This is a genomic window from Prosthecobacter sp. (assembly GCF_044373815.1).
Lineage (GTDB): Bacteria > Verrucomicrobiota > Verrucomicrobiia > Verrucomicrobiales > Verrucomicrobiaceae > Prosthecobacter.
Genome location: NZ_JBIPNG010000017.1, coordinates 1 through 16,285 on the forward strand (window position 1 = coordinate 1; position 16,285 = coordinate 16,285).

The 16,285-nt window shown below is 59.4% G+C and carries 15 protein-coding genes; 1 reads left to right on the forward strand and 14 read right to left on the reverse strand.

All coding sequences use genetic code 11. The features are described from left to right. The 6 genes from ACIREA_RS02745 to ACIREA_RS02770 form a co-directional block, all read right to left on the reverse strand. Window positions 1-699, reverse strand: a 699-nt coding sequence (locus ACIREA_RS02745) for a sulfatase-like hydrolase/transferase (protein WP_397380309.1), incomplete at its 3' end; no start/stop codon positions are given. 96 nt (window positions 700-795) lie between these two features. Next, entirely contained in the window at window positions 796-1,761 is a 966-nt protein-coding gene (locus tag ACIREA_RS02750; protein ID WP_397380311.1) for a right-handed parallel beta-helix repeat-containing protein, read from the reverse strand. A 30-nt stretch (window positions 1,762-1,791) separates the two neighbouring features. Next, window positions 1,792-2,478, reverse strand: a complete 687-nt coding sequence (locus tag ACIREA_RS02755) for an SDR family NAD(P)-dependent oxidoreductase (RefSeq protein WP_397380313.1) — start codon at window positions 2,476-2,478, stop codon at window positions 1,792-1,794. Window positions 2,479-2,504: 26 nt separating this feature from the next. Next, entirely contained in the window at window positions 2,505-2,930 is a 426-nt protein-coding gene (locus tag ACIREA_RS02760) for a DUF1348 family protein (RefSeq protein WP_397380315.1), read from the reverse strand. Then, window positions 2,927-3,532, reverse strand: a complete 606-nt coding sequence (locus ACIREA_RS02765) for a pyridoxamine 5'-phosphate oxidase family protein (protein WP_397380317.1) — start codon at window positions 3,530-3,532, stop codon at window positions 2,927-2,929. Before ACIREA_RS02765 ends, ACIREA_RS02760 begins: the two co-directional genes overlap by 4 nt. Window positions 3,533-3,586: 54 nt before the next feature. Beyond that, window positions 3,587-3,958 (reverse strand): hypothetical protein, encoded by a 372-nt coding sequence (locus tag ACIREA_RS02770; RefSeq protein WP_397380319.1) that lies wholly within the window; start codon window positions 3,956-3,958, stop codon window positions 3,587-3,589. Window positions 3,959-4,080: 122 nt separating this feature from the next. Here ACIREA_RS02770 and ACIREA_RS02775 point away from each other — a divergent pair, with 122 nt between their 5' ends. Further along, window positions 4,081-4,974 carry a LysR family transcriptional regulator gene (locus ACIREA_RS02775; RefSeq protein WP_397380321.1) on the forward strand — a complete coding sequence of 298 codons (894 nt, stop codon included), beginning with the start codon at window positions 4,081-4,083 and terminating at the stop codon, window positions 4,972-4,974. Here ACIREA_RS02775 and ACIREA_RS02780 read toward each other — a convergent pair whose 3' ends face one another. From ACIREA_RS02780 to ACIREA_RS02815, 8 genes are all read right to left on the reverse strand, one after another. Beyond that, window positions 4,975-5,883, reverse strand: a complete 909-nt coding sequence (locus ACIREA_RS02780; protein ID WP_397380323.1) for a GH25 family lysozyme — start codon at window positions 5,881-5,883, stop codon at window positions 4,975-4,977. After that, the gene (locus ACIREA_RS02785) at window positions 5,880-6,569 is read right to left on the reverse strand and encodes a phytanoyl-CoA dioxygenase family protein (protein WP_397380325.1); all 690 of its coding nucleotides are present in this window, start codon (window positions 6,567-6,569) and stop codon (window positions 5,880-5,882) included. Before ACIREA_RS02785 ends, ACIREA_RS02780 begins: the two co-directional genes overlap by 4 nt. A 63-nt stretch (window positions 6,570-6,632) precedes the next feature. Beyond that, entirely contained in the window at window positions 6,633-8,525 is a 1,893-nt protein-coding gene (locus tag ACIREA_RS02790) for a sulfatase (RefSeq protein WP_397380327.1), read from the reverse strand. Next, window positions 8,522-9,916, reverse strand: coding sequence for a sulfatase (locus ACIREA_RS02795; protein WP_397380329.1), 1,395 nt, complete (start codon window positions 9,914-9,916; stop codon window positions 8,522-8,524). Before ACIREA_RS02795 ends, ACIREA_RS02790 begins: the two co-directional genes overlap by 4 nt. Window positions 9,917-9,920: 4 nt before the next feature. Then, window positions 9,921-11,306, reverse strand: a complete 1,386-nt coding sequence (locus ACIREA_RS02800) for an arylsulfatase (RefSeq protein WP_397380331.1) — start codon at window positions 11,304-11,306, stop codon at window positions 9,921-9,923. 16 nt (window positions 11,307-11,322) lie between these two features. After that, window positions 11,323-12,762, reverse strand: coding sequence for a sulfatase (locus ACIREA_RS02805; protein WP_397380333.1), 1,440 nt, complete (start codon window positions 12,760-12,762; stop codon window positions 11,323-11,325). A gap of 2 nt (window positions 12,763-12,764) precedes the next feature. After that, window positions 12,765-14,516, reverse strand: a complete 1,752-nt coding sequence (locus ACIREA_RS02810; RefSeq protein WP_397380335.1) for a sulfatase — start codon at window positions 14,514-14,516, stop codon at window positions 12,765-12,767. Window positions 14,517-14,576: 60 nt separating this feature from the next. Then, a complete protein-coding gene (locus ACIREA_RS02815) occupies window positions 14,577-16,256 on the reverse strand; it encodes a beta-xylosidase (protein WP_397380337.1) in 1,680 nt (559 codons plus the stop codon). Window positions 16,257-16,285: the final 29 nt, after the last annotated feature.

The window sequence follows — 16,285 nt, forward strand, 5'->3', positions numbered from 1 at the left end:
AGTGATGCTCCCGGGCGGGAAGAGATCGAAGTACTCCTGAGGCACGTACCAAGGCGTGTGCGGCTTCACGATGCCGCAGGCCAGGAAGAAGGGCTCCTCATGCGGCTTCGTCAAAAACTCCGCCGCCCATCCGGCCAGCTTCCAGTCCTCCATCTCCTCCTTGCTCTTGTAGAGCGGGCCCCACGCATGCTTGCCGATGGCGTTCATGCCCACGCCTTCCGGGGGTGCTGGAGCATGTTTCTTGGCCTTGCGGCCCAGTTCGAGGGTCTCGGCCCAGATGCGTTTGCCAGCAGCAGCGGCGATGGCGGAGCTGAAGACCTTGCCTGCTCCCGCGAGGTGATAGCCCTGATCGCGGAAGTACGTCGGCAGTGAGGTCGAGCGCATCAGCAGATGATCTTTTGGCAATGAGTCCTGGCTGTTATCATAGATGCCCGTGGTGGAGGGGCGCAGGCCGGACAGAAAGGCCGTGCGCGAAGGATTGCACACCGGTGCTGCACACTGTGCATTGGCAAAGTTCATTCCACTCTTTGCAAAGAGGTCCAGCTGTGGCGTCACAGCCTGCGGTGAAATATCAGTGCGGCCCGCGAAACCGTTTTGATCATCAATCACGATCAGCAGCACGTTGGTCTTCGGCGCAGCGGCTGCCTGACCTGAAACAAGCGGTGCCATTACCAGGAAGAGGAGTGCGCGTGTTTTCATGAGCAGCCCCCTCAAACGTTGGTGGTCCCAAGTCTTTCGTGAAATTATCGCCTGGACGCCACTTTCCAAGGCAGGGCGCATGGCCCAGGCGATGGCTCAAGACCGTGGTTTGACAATAAGGCTCTCCATCGGCGGCGCGTTATGCTCGCCTGTGTTTTCGTAGCCGGGCAGCTCCTTGCCGCCGTGGCGCTCTTCGCGTGACTTTACCTCGGGGCCATAGGCCATGCGGAGAATTTTCAGTTTTTCAATTTTGTCCTCCGCTCTCACGCCCACCTGAGTGCGGCAGATCGTACAATCCTCCACCGTCACCCGTGCATCTCCACGCCCGCCGGGACCGCGTGCGCGAATGGCCACCTCATTGTCATCAAACACGCAGTGCGAGATCACTGCATCAATGTGTTCCTTCAAATTGAGAGCGGCACGTGTCGAGATCTGGCTGGGCTGGTTCCAGCCATGCATGTAACACTGGCGGATGATGAGCTTGCAACGCTCGCCATCGGGCGGGGTCTTTGAATCAAAGGCGTTCTCACCCGGACTCTGCCCCGCTTTGAATCCCGGTGCGTCTTCAGCGAGCGGGCCCGCCCACAGATTGCATTGTTCAATCGTCAGACTGCCGCGTGACCTGCGGTCCGGGTCAAACTGAATGCAATCACCCGAGGTGTGGGAGATGTCGCAGTTGCGGATGGTGACATCGCCCCAGCGGCCGGTGATGCCATGCGCATCGTTCTGCTCCTCAAAGGTGCCGTTCAAGAGATGATGGATGCGGCAGTTCTCGATCACCACACGCTTGCCAAAGACTCCGACGCCGTTGCCTGTGCCATTGAAGATCTCGCAGTTGCGCAGCGTGACATCATCCGCGGTGATCTTCACAATGTTGCCGCCCTGGCCCTGAGCATCGACACGGAAGTTTTCATAGACACCGGGCTTCGTGATCTCCAACCGATGGACGAGCTTCGCACCTGCTTGGGTGCCCACCGGACCCGGAGCCCCTGCTAGTTCGGCAGCGTGAAGTGAAATGAGCACGCCGCAGGCGGCCCAGCAGATGAGGAAGGTCTTTTGCATGGCACGTAGAACGCCGCAGCGGCGCGTCTGTTACCAAGGAATCACCGCACGATCCTTCACAAATTTTCCGCGCAGCGTATGGGGCGCATCCAGAGCCAGCCATGTAAGCGTATCCGCGCCTTCATCCGGTGTGCGAGGTGCCTCACTGCCGCCCATTTCAGTTCGGCACCAGCCGGGGCACATGCTGTTCACCATCACGTCTGGCAATGCGGCGGTAAGCTGCTGCGTGAGCATGTTGAGCGCGGTCTTGCTGATGCAATAAGCCGGCGCCCAGGATTGAGGCTCACCATCCAGCTGCCCCGCGCCACTGGAGACATTGACGATGCGCGGCGCACTGGATTTCGCGAGCAGCGGCGCAAACGCCTGACACACCCGCAGCGTGCCGACCACATTCGTGTTCAGCGTCTCCAGCAGCACCTCGGGCTTGAGTTCGAGCAGGCTTTGATAGTGATCCAGCAGGATGGCGGAATTGTTGGCCAGTACATCGAGCCTGCCAAACTGGTCCTCGATCTGTTTCACCGCAGCTTCCACGCTCGCCTGATCCGTGATGTCCAGCGTCACGCTGCTTGTTCCGCTTCCAACCCTTGCGGCGGCCTCAGCGGCGCGTGCGCCATCACGACTGGCGATGATGACCTGCGCGCCACGTGCGGCAAGTTGCCTGGCTGCAGCGAATCCAATGCCACGCGTGGCTCCGGTAATGAGAATAACAGGCTTCATAGAAAGAGGTTGAGGTCACGAACCGCTCAGGCCCGCTCCCAGCGGAGCTTACGCTCCTCTTCGCGAATCGGTTGGTCATTGATGCTGGCATAGCGCCTGGCCATGTAGCCGTTTTCATCAAACTCCCAGTTCTCATTGCCATGGCTGCGCCACCACTGGCCGGCCTCGTCATGCCACTCGTATTCAAAGCGCACGGCGATGCGGTTTCCCGTGAAGGCCCACAGCGTTTTCTTGAGGCGGTAGTCTTGCTCCCTCATCCACTTCTTTTTCAGGAACTCAACGACTTCGGCACGACCATTGAGAAAGACATCGCGGTTGCGCCATTCCGTGTCGGGTGTGTAAGCCAGCGAAACGCGCTCGGGATCGCGGCTGTTCCAGGCGTCTTCAGCGGCCTGGACTTTCTTGATCGCAGATTCTTCAGTGAATGGTGGCAGGGGTGGGCGTGGGTTCATGGTGTTTGCAGTTTGAGTTGGGATTCGAGTTCGGCAATGCGCGCCTTCAGCGGCGCCACGGCGTCTTGCACCTCAGCGGCGGTGAAGCGCGGCGTGATGAATTTGGGGCAGTTCCAGTCATAGGATAAAACGTCGATCACAAAGATGCGCTCCACCTTCGCTGCGTGACCTCCGAGCGGCGTGATCTTGGCGACCAGATCCGGATGCTCACGCGCATCCAAGACCCGTGCATGGCCAAGGATCTTCAGCCGCTCACGCGCCGGGTAGTCCATGAGGAAGAGGCTCACGCGGTCATTCTTCGCCAGGCTGCCGACGCTGATCATCTGGCGATTGCCACCATGATCGGCGAACATAAGTTCATTGGGTCCGGTGACCCGAAGAAAGCCCTTCCCCCCGCCACGATGCTGGAGGTAGGGCCAGCCATTTTCCGTGATGGTGGCCATGTAAAACGAGTCACGCTCGGAGATAAATGCCGCCTCTGAGGCAGTGAGCACATCACTCACTGGCGTGGATTCAAAGGCGGGATAGGTCCGCCCATAGTAATGACGCTCCGCCTCGAACACGGCAGGCGTGAGCACGGTGTGCATGAATCGGTCGGCCATAGTCGAGGTGGGAGCGAAGGGTTGGTGACAATGAGGAAGATTGCCGGATGTTTTTTAGAATACGAGCGTCTGCCAGCCTTCGGCGAGATAGCGGCGAATGCTGGCAAATCCGGGGGGGCCGGCGAGCGCGAAATCTTTGATCTCTGGCAGGCCGCAGGCTTCGACTTCCTTCGTCGCGCCAAACACGGTGGCACAGCCGCAGGAGGCACCGGCGATGGCGGGGCGCACGGCATTGTAGAGGCCGTGGGCCGGATGCGTTGGCTTCGAGAATTCGGCAGGCCAGCGCACGCCGGTGCCGGCGAACACGACACTGACCTCGTCGTTCTTTTCCTGGGCTTCCGCCGCAAGAGCAAGGGCATTGAAAGCACGGCCAAGGGCTTCTTCGCCGCTTTTAGGATCGGAGGTGATGATGATTGCGAGTTTCATGATGGTGTGTGTTTGGGTTGATGAGCTCTTGAGTGAGCAAGTGGACACTGCCGCGCCGGTGAGGCTGCGGGTAATGCCGGTTGGCAGTTGCCGTTATGCCGGTTGTGCATAACCTCTGCGGCATGATGGACCGCATCCGAGCCCTGCTCACCGTGATCGAAGAAGGCAGCGTCAACCGGGCCGCAGTGCGGCTGCGCATCACACAGCCCGCGCTGAGCCGCCAGATGCAGGCTTTGGAAAATGAACTCGGCGGCAAGCTGCTGGAGCGCGAAACGAGCGGCGTGAAGCCCACGGGTCTTGGTCATGCCTTGGTGAAGTCCATGAGCCCTCTGGTCGCCAGCTATGATGCAGCACTGGCCGAGCTGCGCAGGCAGGCGCGAGGAGAGCGCTCCGAGCTGCGCGTGGGCTATCTGCTTTCCGCAGCGCAGAGCATGCTCACCCCGGCTCTGGCAAAGCTGCGCAAGTCCCACCCGGAGGTGAAGCTGAAACTGCACGACATGTCGCCACGCGAGCAGCTCGATGGACTGCGTGCCGGAGAGCTCGATCTCGCGCTCATCGGCCAGGAAGGAGTGATGGCGGCACGTGAATTTCACAGCGCCAAACTCTGCTCTCTCCACGTCTGCGTGGCGGTGTCGGATGATGATGCCATCGCCGTTCGAAAAAGCATCGCGCTCAAAGAGCTGAAGGGCCGTGACTTCATCGGTGTGGATGAAGACCAGGTGCCGGGGCGCAATCGCTGGGCGACCGCCCTTTGCAAACAGGCTGGTTTTAAACCGCGCTTCGCCGTCGTCGTGGACGGCATTACGAATGTGCTTTCACAGGTCGTGTCCGAATCAGGCGTGACGCTGCTGCCCGGCTACTTTGAAAAGCTGCAGCATCCCGGCGTGACCTTTGTGCCCGTCAGCGATGAAAAGGTGCGCTGGGACTTCATCGTCCTCTGGCAGAAAGGCCGCGCCTCCACCGCCACGCGTGCCCTGGTCGATGCGCTCAAACAGGTCGCGGTGACGCTGCGCTAATCAATGCAGCGGCAGGCCATGCTGCTGCCAGAACGACTGCAACGCCCCATGCGAGCCATTGAAGACATTGCGCTCCACCGGCCGGTCGAGATTGCCGAAGTAGAGGCTGTTGCGGTGCAGACCGTGATTGTACACCTTCGGCTGTGAGCGGCCATGCCCCCAGTCCACGCCGCCGTACTGCCACAGCGTCCAGTTCGACCACACATGGTACTGATGGACCAGCCCATGTGGACTTCCCGGTGCGGGATAAACTGGACCTGCACCACTGTCGTGCGCATACAGCGCCAGCCAATACGGCATGCGACGCAGCTTGGCTTTCGTGGCTGGGTCTGCGCTGCTGAGGAGCTGCTTCAAATGCGTGCTGTTTTCCAGATACGCCACCGGCACCACACCCGTGCGTGATTCCACACGATCCATGAACCGCAGGATGTCGGAGAGACGCGAGTTTGCATCAAAGTCCGCGCACAGCAGCAGCGCCGGTGCATTCCACGTGCGGCCCCGTGCCAGCGAGTGCGCACGTGCGCAGAATTGATCCGCCTGCGCCACCGCATCCACATGATTTTGCAGGCGGTAGTAAACTCCCGGCAGCATCCTGGCGCGATCCGCTGCTGCAAGGAAGTTCCCGCACTTCTCATCCAGATTCCCGCCCTTGCCCGCCCGCGCGATCAAGCCGCTGGCCCCATTCGCCCGCAGCGCCGACACATCGTGCTCCGAGTAGCCCTGACCTGCGCGCTGCTTCTCCTTCGGATCATAAGCCGAGACATTGATGATCTGCGGCAGGCCCCACGAGGATGGCGGCAGACTCCCCGGCGTGCCGCCGGACTGCGGAGTGGTGCAACTGGCAAGGGCAAGGAGAAGCGGCAGTAAAAGGTGTTTCATGGGGATGTAATCGGCTGTGGTATCAGTCATGGACTCTTGAAGGTTTGGCAAGGAGCCTCATGCCATTCCAGAGGGGCTGGCAGTGGGAAATCTGCGAATTCAATGTGCAGCACCCGGCGGCGTCTTGGGCTGGAGGAGCGAGAGGAAGCATGCAGCAGCAACGGACGCATCAACAGCACGTCACCAGCTTTGGCCTCACAAAGAACCTCCTCATGGGTTACACGACAGCTTTGAATTGCTTCTGCGCTCAGCCGGCCCAGTCGATGCGTGCCAGAAAGAACTCGCAAAGCACCGTTGCTTGAATCCGTGTCATCCAGGTGAAGGCGCACGGTGAGCATCTGCTCCAGCAGCTTCATCGGTGGCTGCACATGCGGCACACCTTCCTTCACGCTCCAGGGTCCAAATCCAGGCACCTCGGCTTGTTCTTTGAGAGCCAGCGTCAGGTCTTGATGCCACGCAACCAGCCAGTTGGTTTCCGGGCGTTTGTCAAAATAGATGCCGCGCACCGGAATGGGACTGAGAGGAAGATGCAGGCGAACCAAGTCAGCCAACGACGACTCTGCAAGCTCAGCCACCTTTTGGTTGCGCAGCATGTCACGAGTGCCTGCCCCGTTTGCATCTCCCAGCAAGGATGCCAATGCATGACATGCTGAAGTATCGAGAACGTTCGGCACGATGGCGAATCCACGTGTGTCCAGATTGGAGGCGATGTTCATTCAGCCGATGTATTGCTTGATCCCCTGTATATTTGCAAGCCAGCCATGGCTTCGAGAACAACTTCAAAAATCAGTCCGTGTCGCCTTGCTGTCGTTCTCTGATCGAAGCTCGATCCAATCGATCTCCACAGGCTGCTCCTGCATGGGCAGATAAAGACGCACAATGCCCAGCGGTCCCATGGCGGGGATTTGAACAGTGATCTCCTGCCAGTCGCCACCCTTCAGAGTGAAGGGCACGCGCTGGGCCTTGCCGCCGCCGGGCACCCAGTCAAAATGCGATACGCCGGGCTTGGCCTTGATGCGGAAGGTCGCTGTGCTGGGACCGCTGTGCTTGCCGGCACCGAAGCCGAGGAAGCATTCAAAGCCAATGTTCGTCACACGCAAGATGCTGTCTTTGACAGTCGCCTTGCAGTCGCGGGCCTTCCAGCCTTGCAGGGCGGGATCGCTGTCATCTTTGGCCGGTGCTTTCGCCTTGGCCTTTGGCTGCTGTTTGCCCTCAAGTTCAGGATGATATTGCTTGGGATCAAAACCCGGATTCACCACCGGGACCACGGCATGCGTGTCCTTGAGAAAGGTTTCAATCAGCGCGTCCAGCTCCGCCACGAGTTCAGGCTTCTGCGTGGCGAGATTGTTCTTCTCGCCGAGATCATCCTTCAAATTAAACAGCAGATGTCGATGCGCGCCCTTCTCAGCCCCGTGAAAGATACGAATGAGCTTCCAGTCATCGCGATGCACAGACACCGCAGGTGGCAGCCAGTCCGGCACAGTGCCGTAGTGCGGGAAGTACTGGAAGATCGCCTTGCCCGGCAGTTCGCCTCCTTTCAGCGCAGCCAAGATGCTGCTGCCGTCAAAGTGCTGCTCAGGTGCTGACTTGAGCGACAGACCTTCGAGCAGTGTGGGATAATAATCCTCACTCTGCACCAGCGCATCGCTGCGCGCCCCTGCCTGGGTGATGCCAGGCCAGACGACAATGCCCGGCACACGCGTACCACCTTCAAACAAACAGGCCTTGCCACCGCGCAGCGGCGCGTTGCTGGTGGGCGTCGTGTCGTCCACCTTGTCATACATATTGCCACCATTGTCAGCGGTGAAAATGATGATGGTGTTGTCCGCGATCTTGAGCCTGTCCAGCGTATCCAGCAGCGTGCCGATGGCGTCGTCCATGCTCTCGACCATCGCGGCATAAGTCGGGCTGTGCTGTGGGTCAGCGGGATTCACGCGGCTGCGGTACTTTTCAATGAGCGCCTTCTTCGCATCAAACGGGGCATGCACGCTGAACATCCAGTAGTTCAGGTAAAACGGCCCACCCTTGTGCTGCTCCATGAACTTCACAGCCTCCTTCGCCATGCGGTCTTCGATGTGCTGGTCAGGCACATCTGGGTCCGCATCAAAATCCGCAAACTTCCATGGTGCCACGTAGCTGCCTGCAGGGCCCGGTCCCGGATGATGCGGCACATCGACATCAAAGCCCTGCTGCAAAGGGGAGAAAGGTTCAGGTCCAAGATGCCATTTCCCAAAATGCCCCGTGGCATAGCCCGCGTCGTGCAGCGTCTCCGCCAGCGTGCGGTATTCGGTCTTTAATCGTGTCGGAGGACCCGGCTGCACTACCTTCTGATTCGGCGGCCCCTTTTTGGCCACCATCGCCTCCAGCACCACCTGCGGCATGTGGCAGTTGGGCACGGTGATGCCCGTGCGTGCCGGACTCAGCCCCGTGAGAAGGGCTGAACGCGTCGGCGAGCACAGCGGACTCGCCGAATACGCTCGAGTAAGGATCATGCCGCGCTTCGCCAGACGCTCGACATTCGGTGTCTGGTAAAACTTCGTCGTGCCATAGAGCGTCGTATCACTCCAGCCGAGATCATCGGCGAGAATGATGATCACATTCGGCTGCGCCGAAAATGACGCTGGCAGAACGGCGAACAGGGAAAGGAATGTGGTGAGGAGAAAAAGCTTCATGGTGCAGAGACGGCTTTCAAATGTGCCGCGAGTCGCTCGCTCATGCGGTTCATACGATCAGCCTGCGCGGGTTGAGCAGCGAGGTTGTGAAGTTCGTCGGGGTCATTGCGGAGATCGTAGAGTAGTTCGCCGCCGTTCTGCTCCCAGACAATGTAGCGGAAGGCATCCGTGCGCACGCTGTGGCCGGTCAGCTTCGTGTGCGGAGCCACCATTGTGCTGATGGCGATCTGGCGGCCCTTGGCGGTGGGGTCATCGAGCATTGGCTTGAGACTGCGCCCTTGAAGATGCTTGGGCTTTGGCAGTCCGGCGAGATCACAGAGTGTCGGGTAGATGTCGACCTGTTCCACAAGTCCCACACGTGTTCCGGGCTTCACGTCGGGTGCGGCGATGAGCAGCGGGACGTGATTCGCACCTTCAAACAACGTCTGCTTCGCCCAAAGGCCGTGCTCCCCGAGTTGATAGCCATGGTCGCCGGTGAGGACGACGACGGTGTTATCCGAGAGTTTCAGTTCCTCGAGCCTGGCCAGCACACGGCCGATCTGCGAATCCACAAAGCTCGTGGAGGCCAGGTAGGCCTGCAGCGCATCACGGGCTTCATCCCGCGTGGGCTCAGCATAGCGGAAGACATTGTTGTTGGGCCGCAGCGACGATTGGGGCAGTTGCGTGAGCACTTCGCCGCCTACGCGATAAAACGGCGGCAGCGTGAGCTGTGTCTTGTCGATGGACTCAAAGAATGCTTTCGGCGCCACATAGGGCGTGTGTGGCCGGATGAAGCCGACGGCCAGGAAGAACGGTTTCGCTTTGAATCCATCGAGTGTGGCGATGGCATCATCGGCGATCTGGTAGTCCGTGAAATCGGCGGCCGGTCGCGCTGAAGCAGCGAAAGTGCGGTTGTAGCCTTCGCCCTTGGCCTTGGCACGCGGCTTGTCATCAGGGTCGTTCTCTGCCTTGGCCTCGATGAGGATTTCGCTGTCTTTGTGCAGGGCGGGGCCAAGTTCCACATCCAGCTTCGTCTTCGGATCAGCCACATGGAAGACCTTGCCGACACGCCCTGTGGTGTAGCCGTGATCTTTGAAATGCTGCGGCAGTGTCACCACATCCGGCAGCGCCTTACGCAGGCTCGTCTTGAGATCCATCACGCCTGTTTTCTCCGGATAGCAGCCAGTCAGGAACGAGCAGCGGGAGGGATTGCACAGCGCAAACTGCGTGTAGGCATGGTCAAATCTTACGCCGCGTGCCGCCAGCGCGTCCATGGCTGGTGTATGGACATGCGTGTTGCCGTAGCAGGAGAGAGTGGTCGTCAGATCATCGACGATAATGAAGAGCACATTCGGCTGCGACGCTTGGAGTGACGCGTTCAGTAAAAGGAGGATGAGCAGAAGCCGGTTCATGGATTTACTTCCTGTTTTGAAACTGCAGGGGCTTCACGGCCGCCTTCAAATAGGCATCATAGCGCTGCCGCAGTTCTTTGACTTTCTCGGGCTGTGCGGCGGCGAGGTCTTTGGTTTCACCGGGATCATCGCGCAGATTGAAGAGTTCCGCCTTGGGTTCGCTGCGCCTTTCTTTTTTCGCCTTCCGGCCTTCCTTTTTGCGTTCGCCGGTGGCCAGATCGACGGACGGCGTGACGCCGTCGTTGCCATTGAGGATGAGCTTCCAGTCGCCCATGCGGATGGCACCGTCATTCGCCGTGATGGCGTTGAGCAGGATGTCCTCATGCGGCGAGGGTTTGCCCTCGGTGAGCACAGGCATGATGTCGCGACCATCAAGCGGCAGCTTTTGTTCGAGACTGCCACCGGCGATCTTCACAAAAGTGGGGAAGAGATCGACGATGTGCAGAGGTTCGGTGATGACGGTTCCGGGCTTGATATGCCCCGGCCACGCGGCGAGTGCGGGTGAGCGAATGCCGCCTTCGTAGAGCGAAGACTTGAAGGCCCGGTAGGGCAGATTACGCCCCGGCGGCATGCCGCCGTTGTCACTGCAGAAAACGATGAGCGTGTTTTCGCGACGCCCCGTTTCATCGAGTGCGGCAAAGATCCTGCCGCAGCCTTCATCGACCGCCGTCATCGTGGCGGCCAGAGTGGCGCGCTGCTCATTCATCGAGGGTTGATACGCGGCCACGGCTTCCTTGCTGGGTGCCTGCAGCGGCCCATGCACGCCCGTGAAGGGAACATAAAGGAAGAGCGGCTTGTCCTTCGGTTGTCTCCGGATCACAGCGGCGGCTTCATTGGCCTCCAGCGTGGTCGCGTAGCCTTCCTCCACCACATCCTCGCCATTGCGCCGCCAGTCCAGCTCGCCGTTTTTGAAGTAGTTGTGGTGCGTGAAGTAGTCGATGCCCTCCAGATGGCCCAGTGAGTGGTCAAAGCCGCGGGCATTCGGCCAGTACGCCTTGTCAAAATGGCCGACGTGCCACTTGCCGCAGATCGCCGTGGTGTAGCCCGCATCGTGCAGCGCATTGGCAACAGTGCGCTCCTCCAGCGGCATGCCGTATTTGGACTGCTGCCGCAGCACGTTCAACTGCATGCCTGAACGAATGGGATAGCGCCCCGTGAGAAAGGCCACGCGCGTCGGCGTGCACACCGGCAGTACATAGAAATGCTCCAGCTTCGCGCCGCCCGCCGCGAGCTTGTCGAGATTTGGTGTCCTGATGTCGCTGCCATGCCAGCCGACGTCCGCATTGCCCAGATCATCGGCGAGCAGGAAGACAATGTCCGGCTTAGCTGCGGATAACAATGTTGGCTCGAGCGCCAGCACCAAATAAAGAAGGAGAAAGATATGTTTCATGTGTTTGGAGCTGATTTCACCTGGCCTCTCTGCCACTCGTCCACCACCGCTTCTCATCAAAGCCGGGGTTTTCTTTGGGAAGCTTTGCCCCGGTACGTTTGAGCCACGCATTCAACGCGTTGGTGAGGTGCATGGTCTTCTTGGGCCGCTCGGTGGCGAGATCGCGCGTCTCACAGATGTCTTCGCGCACGTTGTAAAGTTCCGTGCGTGGGCCGATGACCAGTTTGCCGTAGGGCTTGTCATCAGGAGTGAAACCAGTCGTGTCCAGGTAGTCGCCAAACCAATGGATGAGCTTCCAGTCCCCCTCGCGGATGACGGCGCAGGGCGTGCGGCCGTAGTTGGTGGTGTAGGTGGGCATGTGCCAGTACAACGTGGTGCGCTTCAGGGCTCCGGTTTGCTCCAGCAGCGCGAGCAGGCTCTCTCCATCGAGCGGATGCTTTGCAGGAGGCGTGGCCCCGGCGATGACAGCATACGTGGGATAAAAATCGACGGCATGCACCGGCACGTCGCAGCTGCTTTCCGCTTTTACCTTCTCCGGCCAGCGCACGATGAGCGGCACACGAATGCCGCCTTCATAAGGCGCTCCTTTGCCTTCACGCAGCGGGGTGTTTTTGGTCACGCGCGAAAGCCCGCCGTTGTCGCTGGTAAAGACAACGACCGTGCGTTCATGGAGCTTCAGCTCATCGAGTTTCGCGAGAAGACGGCCCACTTCGTTGTCCAGGTGCTCCAGCATCGCGAGGTAGTTTGCGATGGGCCGCTCAGTCGACTTGCCTTCGTTTGACTCAGCTCGTTTGAAACCACGGGCGACGTGCTTCGCGATGAGCGCCTCGGGTGCTTCCAGCGGTGTGTGGGGGCTGAAATGGGAGACGAAGGCAAACCACGGCCTGTCTTTGTTCATCTCGATAAAACGGATGATGTCATCGGTGATGGCCGTCACAGTTTTGTCCTCGTGATGCTCTCCGCCGTTCGCCTCACCGGCAAAATCGAAGCCGTAGCCGTCGAAGTACTTGCCATCCCGCTGCTTTCTCAGAGGTGCCACTGATGCATTGTTGGCGATGTGCCACTTTCCGCTGATGCCGGTCGTGTAGCCCGCCTTTCGTAGTGTTGTCGCGAGTGTGGCAACCTCCGGGGCCAGAGCTGCATTCGCCTCCGCTGACAGCATCGGTGCCCGCGAAGGTTCCTTCTCGTTGAGCACCTTGAACACCCCTGTGCGTGCTCCGAATTGACCGGACAAAAACGCCGCTCGTGTCGGCGAGCATTGCGCATCCGCATACGCGGAGGTGAACCTCATGCCCTGCGCCGCGAGCCGATCCAGGTTTGGTGTGGAGACATCCTTGTTGCCATAACAGCTCAAGGCGTTCCATCCCATGTCATCCGCAAGGATGTGCAAGATATTCGGCTGCGCCGCGACGGCCGAGCCGCCGAGGGAGCAAAGAAAAAGCAGTAAGATGCGCATTGTCATCGTGATGCAGGTTTGAAATCGAGCGTGCGAAACTCGGCCTGGCCGTGTGGGAGATGCACCCGCACATGGATGACACGGCCTGTCGCAGGGATTTGGACTTCCCGCGTCTGCCAGTCCTCGCTCGCTTTTACTTCAAACGGCGCGCGGTTCGCCGGGAGGAAGTCTTTGTCTCCATCCATGCGCCAAGCGATGGCACCCTGGCCTGTCGCAGCGGTTTTGAAAATGATCTTGGCTGTGACAGGACCGGGGAGTTTGAGCTGACTGCGGGTGATGAAGGTACCTTTGCCGCCTTTGTCCGGTGTGAGCACGAGCACGCCCTCTTTTTCGATCAATCTGCCTCCCCGGGCCAGCCAGCCGCGTGTGGCGCTGGTGTTGGGTTCGGCCTCAGGTTTCGGCGCGGGTTTGCCTTCGAGGTAGAAATCAAAATAATCATTCCAAACGGGAGACATCGGGCCGAGTGCGAGTCCTGGCGGATTGAGTTCCGCGCACCAAGCCGTGAGCTTCGTGCGCAGGCGTGCGGCCACGTCGGGATGTTGCGAGGCAAGGTTGTGCTTCTCTTCCAAATCGGTGGCCAGATCATAGAGATACTCACGCTCACCGCCGCGCAGGAGTTTCCAGTTTCCCTCGCGGATGGCGCTCTGAGCCATCCAGCGCCACATCAGCGCCTCGTGAGGCGGCGTGGTGATCTCCCCTTTGAGATAAGGAACCAAGTTCACGCCATCGAGATCGCCGGGTTTCACGGACACGCCCGCCATAGCTGCAGACGTGGCGGCGACATCCAGCGCGCTCATGGGGTGCTCATAGGTCTGACCACCGGGAATGGTGCCGGGCCATGCGATGAGAAACGGCACATGCATACCGCCCTCCGCCAGCATGCCTTTTTCGCCATTGAGCGGTGTGTTCAGACTGCCATCCCAGCCTCCAGCATCACCTTCCAGTGGCGAGTCCGTTTTGTGAATCTTGAGCGGTGCGCCGTTGTCGCCGATGAAGAAGATCAGCGTCTTTTCGGATAGGCCGTTTTTCTTCAGCGTGCTAGTGACGAGGCCCACCCCATCATCCACCGCAGCCAGCATGCCCAGCGCGGCACGACGGCGCTCCGGCATCTCGCCGGGAAAGCGCTCCTTGTATGATTGGGGTGCATCCAGCGGAGTGTGCGGGGCGCGAAATGCGATGTAGAGAAAGAAGGGCTGCTCCTTGTAGCGCTCAATGATCGATGCCGCGGCCTTCGCGCAGCCATCGACGTGATACACCTTCGACGGCATGTCACCCATTGGCCTGTCCTTGCCCTCCAGCGTGATGTTGGCCGGAAACTTCTGCTGCCCGTGCTGTGAATACACATGCTTGAAACCATGCTTTGGGATCTCGCTCTGCGGGCCGAGGTGCCACTTGCCAAACTGCGCCGTGGTGTAGCCCGCATTCTGCAGCCGCGTGGCGATGGTGGTCTCCTTGTTAAAGCCGTCCAGCGCGGAGCCGTTGTTATCCAGGTTGAAGCGCCCTTGAAACTTCCCTGTCATCAATCCTCCGCGCGATGGCACGCACTGCGGTGCGGTGCTGTAGCCATGTCTGGCAATGACACCGCTTCGTGCCAGCGCATCGAGATGCGGCGTTTTGACATCTTTCTCCACGCCACGTATGCCGAGATCGGCAAAACCGTGATCATCTGTGTAGATGACGATGATGTTGGGTTTGTCGGCGGCTTGGGCAAACTCACCGAGAATGCATAAGAGGACAATGAGAAAAGGTTTCATGGTGCGACGAGTGTAACGAAGTACATATCAAGACATCTCAGCAAGGGCTGTGGGCAAAGATCAAGGCCACTCAAGTTCAAGCATAGTGACGCCCTGGCGGGCAAGGTTGAAGGTGATGTCACACTGGCCGTCCGCAGATTTGATTTCCGTTTTATCGCGGGCCGTCTCCAGGCGGCTGGCATCTTCAAGCAGGCGGATTTGCTCAGCCGTCGGTGTTTGTGGAGAACCCAGGGCCTGCCAGGCAATGAAGGAATTGGAGTGTCCCTCATCAATGAGCGTCCGGGTAAGCTTAGGATTACCTGCCGGTGTGCCTGCGAGATTGAGCGTGACTGCAGCGGCAGATCCGGGAATGTCGTCGTCGTGGTAATGCCAGGCGAGGATGGTGATGCGTTTATCATTGCGTGCGGCCAGGGCGGAGACATCCGGTTTGCCGCGAACACCCATTGTCATGAGTTCGGTGAGCGGAGATGCGCCATCGCTTTCCACGTGCAGCCTGCGGCCATCCATGCGGGAGAACATGCGGAAGACGTTGAGCACCGGTTTGTCGATGCCGTTCGTGGCCAGCGAACGAAAGCCTGCGAAGTAGGGTTGTCCTTCGAATTCGAAGGACCAGGTAAGCGCCCCTTCGAGGTTGACTCCGTGCTTCTCAGCGAGGTCGAGCTTGCGCGGGAAAATCGCGGCGGTGTAGCTCGAATACATGGTGCCATTGCGATAGGCGCGATCCGCCCCCTTGCAGGCAGCGCAGCCCTCAGGATCAGACTCGCCGATGACGATGGGCGTGTTCCTGAGCTCAGGATGCTGGGCTATCACGCCAAAGGCATCGTTGATTTCGCCAAGTTGATTGGAGATGCTCATGCGCACATGGCCATCGACCCGTGATGGCTTGCCCTTGGCATGAAAGGAAATGAAATCCAGCGGTGTGCCTTTCCCACCAGTGGCGTGATTGGAGCCCTTCAGGCAGTGATTGAGGAAGGCCTCAAGGAAATCCTCACCCTTGCCATTGGCGAGATCGGGACCTCCGACCTTGGCTCCAGGGATGGCGCGGCGCACAGCATGAATGGCGCAGTCGTGCAGTTTGAAAAACTCTTCACGCGTGCCGCGCCAGTAGTCGATGTTGGGTTCATTCCATGTCTGCCAGTACCATTGAAGCACTTCCTGCTCGCCGTATCGGGCCGCGCAATGCTTCGCCCATTGATAGACTAGCTCCTCCCACTTCGCGAAATCCTTCGGAGGATAGGCCCAGCCACCGAACAACTCCTCGTATTTGGCATCGGGAAAGTGATGCCGATACGGCTCCGGCTTCGTCGAAAGCGCCTGCGGCATGAAGCCAATCTGCACATAAGGCCGCAGGCCATGGCTGCGATAGGCATCAAATATTCGGTCAACGATGGTCCAATCATAGACCGCATTTCCTGCGGCATCTTCCGTGTAGGCATTCGTCGATCCCCACTTCAATCCATGCTCCCCTTTGCCTGTCACAAGCAAACTGTGGGTGCGAAAAAACACCGCGTCCTTTTTCAAAGCACCCAGCTCACCCAGCAACTCATTGCCATGCGGCATGTAGGCATAGTTGGGCTCGTCCGCCCCAAAGAAGCGCCAGATGGGTTTGAGCGGCCCGCCAGGCTTGGAGGCATCGATCCTTATGCGGACAGGAAAAGATGAGGAACTTGCCTCATCCTTCGCTGCCGTCGGGTGCAAGTTCGCAATCAGGATGAGAACAATAAAGAAAGAGGTCCGCATGAGATGAGGGTGGTGAAGTGAGAATGGAA

What these genes read in the sequence shown, in the direction of transcription:
- ACIREA_RS02810 (WP_397380335.1), bottom strand. Translation starts at nt 14,516, where the DNA reads ATGAAACCTTTTCTCATTGTCCTCTTATGCATTCTCGGTGAGTTTGCC.
- ACIREA_RS02790 (WP_397380327.1), bottom strand. Translation starts at nt 8,525, where the DNA reads ATGAAGCTTTTTCTCCTCACCACATTCCTTTCCCTGTTCGCCGTTCTG.
- ACIREA_RS02775 (WP_397380321.1), top strand. Translation starts at nt 4,081, where the DNA reads ATGATGGACCGCATCCGAGCCCTGCTCACCGTGATCGAAGAAGGCAGC.
- ACIREA_RS02795 (WP_397380329.1), bottom strand. Translation starts at nt 9,916, where the DNA reads ATGAACCGGCTTCTGCTCATCCTCCTTTTACTGAACGCGTCACTCCAA.
- ACIREA_RS02770 (WP_397380319.1), bottom strand. Translation starts at nt 3,958, where the DNA reads ATGAAACTCGCAATCATCATCACCTCCGATCCTAAAAGCGGCGAAGAA.
- ACIREA_RS02815 (WP_397380337.1), bottom strand. Translation starts at nt 16,256, where the DNA reads ATGCGGACCTCTTTCTTTATTGTTCTCATCCTGATTGCGAACTTGCAC.
- ACIREA_RS02750 (WP_397380311.1), bottom strand. Translation starts at nt 1,761, where the DNA reads ATGCAAAAGACCTTCCTCATCTGCTGGGCCGCCTGCGGCGTGCTCATT.
- ACIREA_RS02760 (WP_397380315.1), bottom strand. Translation starts at nt 2,930, where the DNA reads ATGAACCCACGCCCACCCCTGCCACCATTCACTGAAGAATCTGCGATC.
- ACIREA_RS02755 (WP_397380313.1), bottom strand. Translation starts at nt 2,478, where the DNA reads ATGAAGCCTGTTATTCTCATTACCGGAGCCACGCGTGGCATTGGATTC.
- ACIREA_RS02785 (WP_397380325.1), bottom strand. Translation starts at nt 6,569, where the DNA reads ATGAACATCGCCTCCAATCTGGACACACGTGGATTCGCCATCGTGCCG.
- ACIREA_RS02780 (WP_397380323.1), bottom strand. Translation starts at nt 5,883, where the DNA reads ATGACTGATACCACAGCCGATTACATCCCCATGAAACACCTTTTACTG.
- ACIREA_RS02765 (WP_397380317.1), bottom strand. Translation starts at nt 3,532, where the DNA reads ATGGCCGACCGATTCATGCACACCGTGCTCACGCCTGCCGTGTTCGAG.
- ACIREA_RS02800 (WP_397380331.1), bottom strand. Translation starts at nt 11,306, where the DNA reads ATGAAACATATCTTTCTCCTTCTTTATTTGGTGCTGGCGCTCGAGCCA.
- ACIREA_RS02805 (WP_397380333.1), bottom strand. Translation starts at nt 12,762, where the DNA reads ATGCGCATCTTACTGCTTTTTCTTTGCTCCCTCGGCGGCTCGGCCGTC.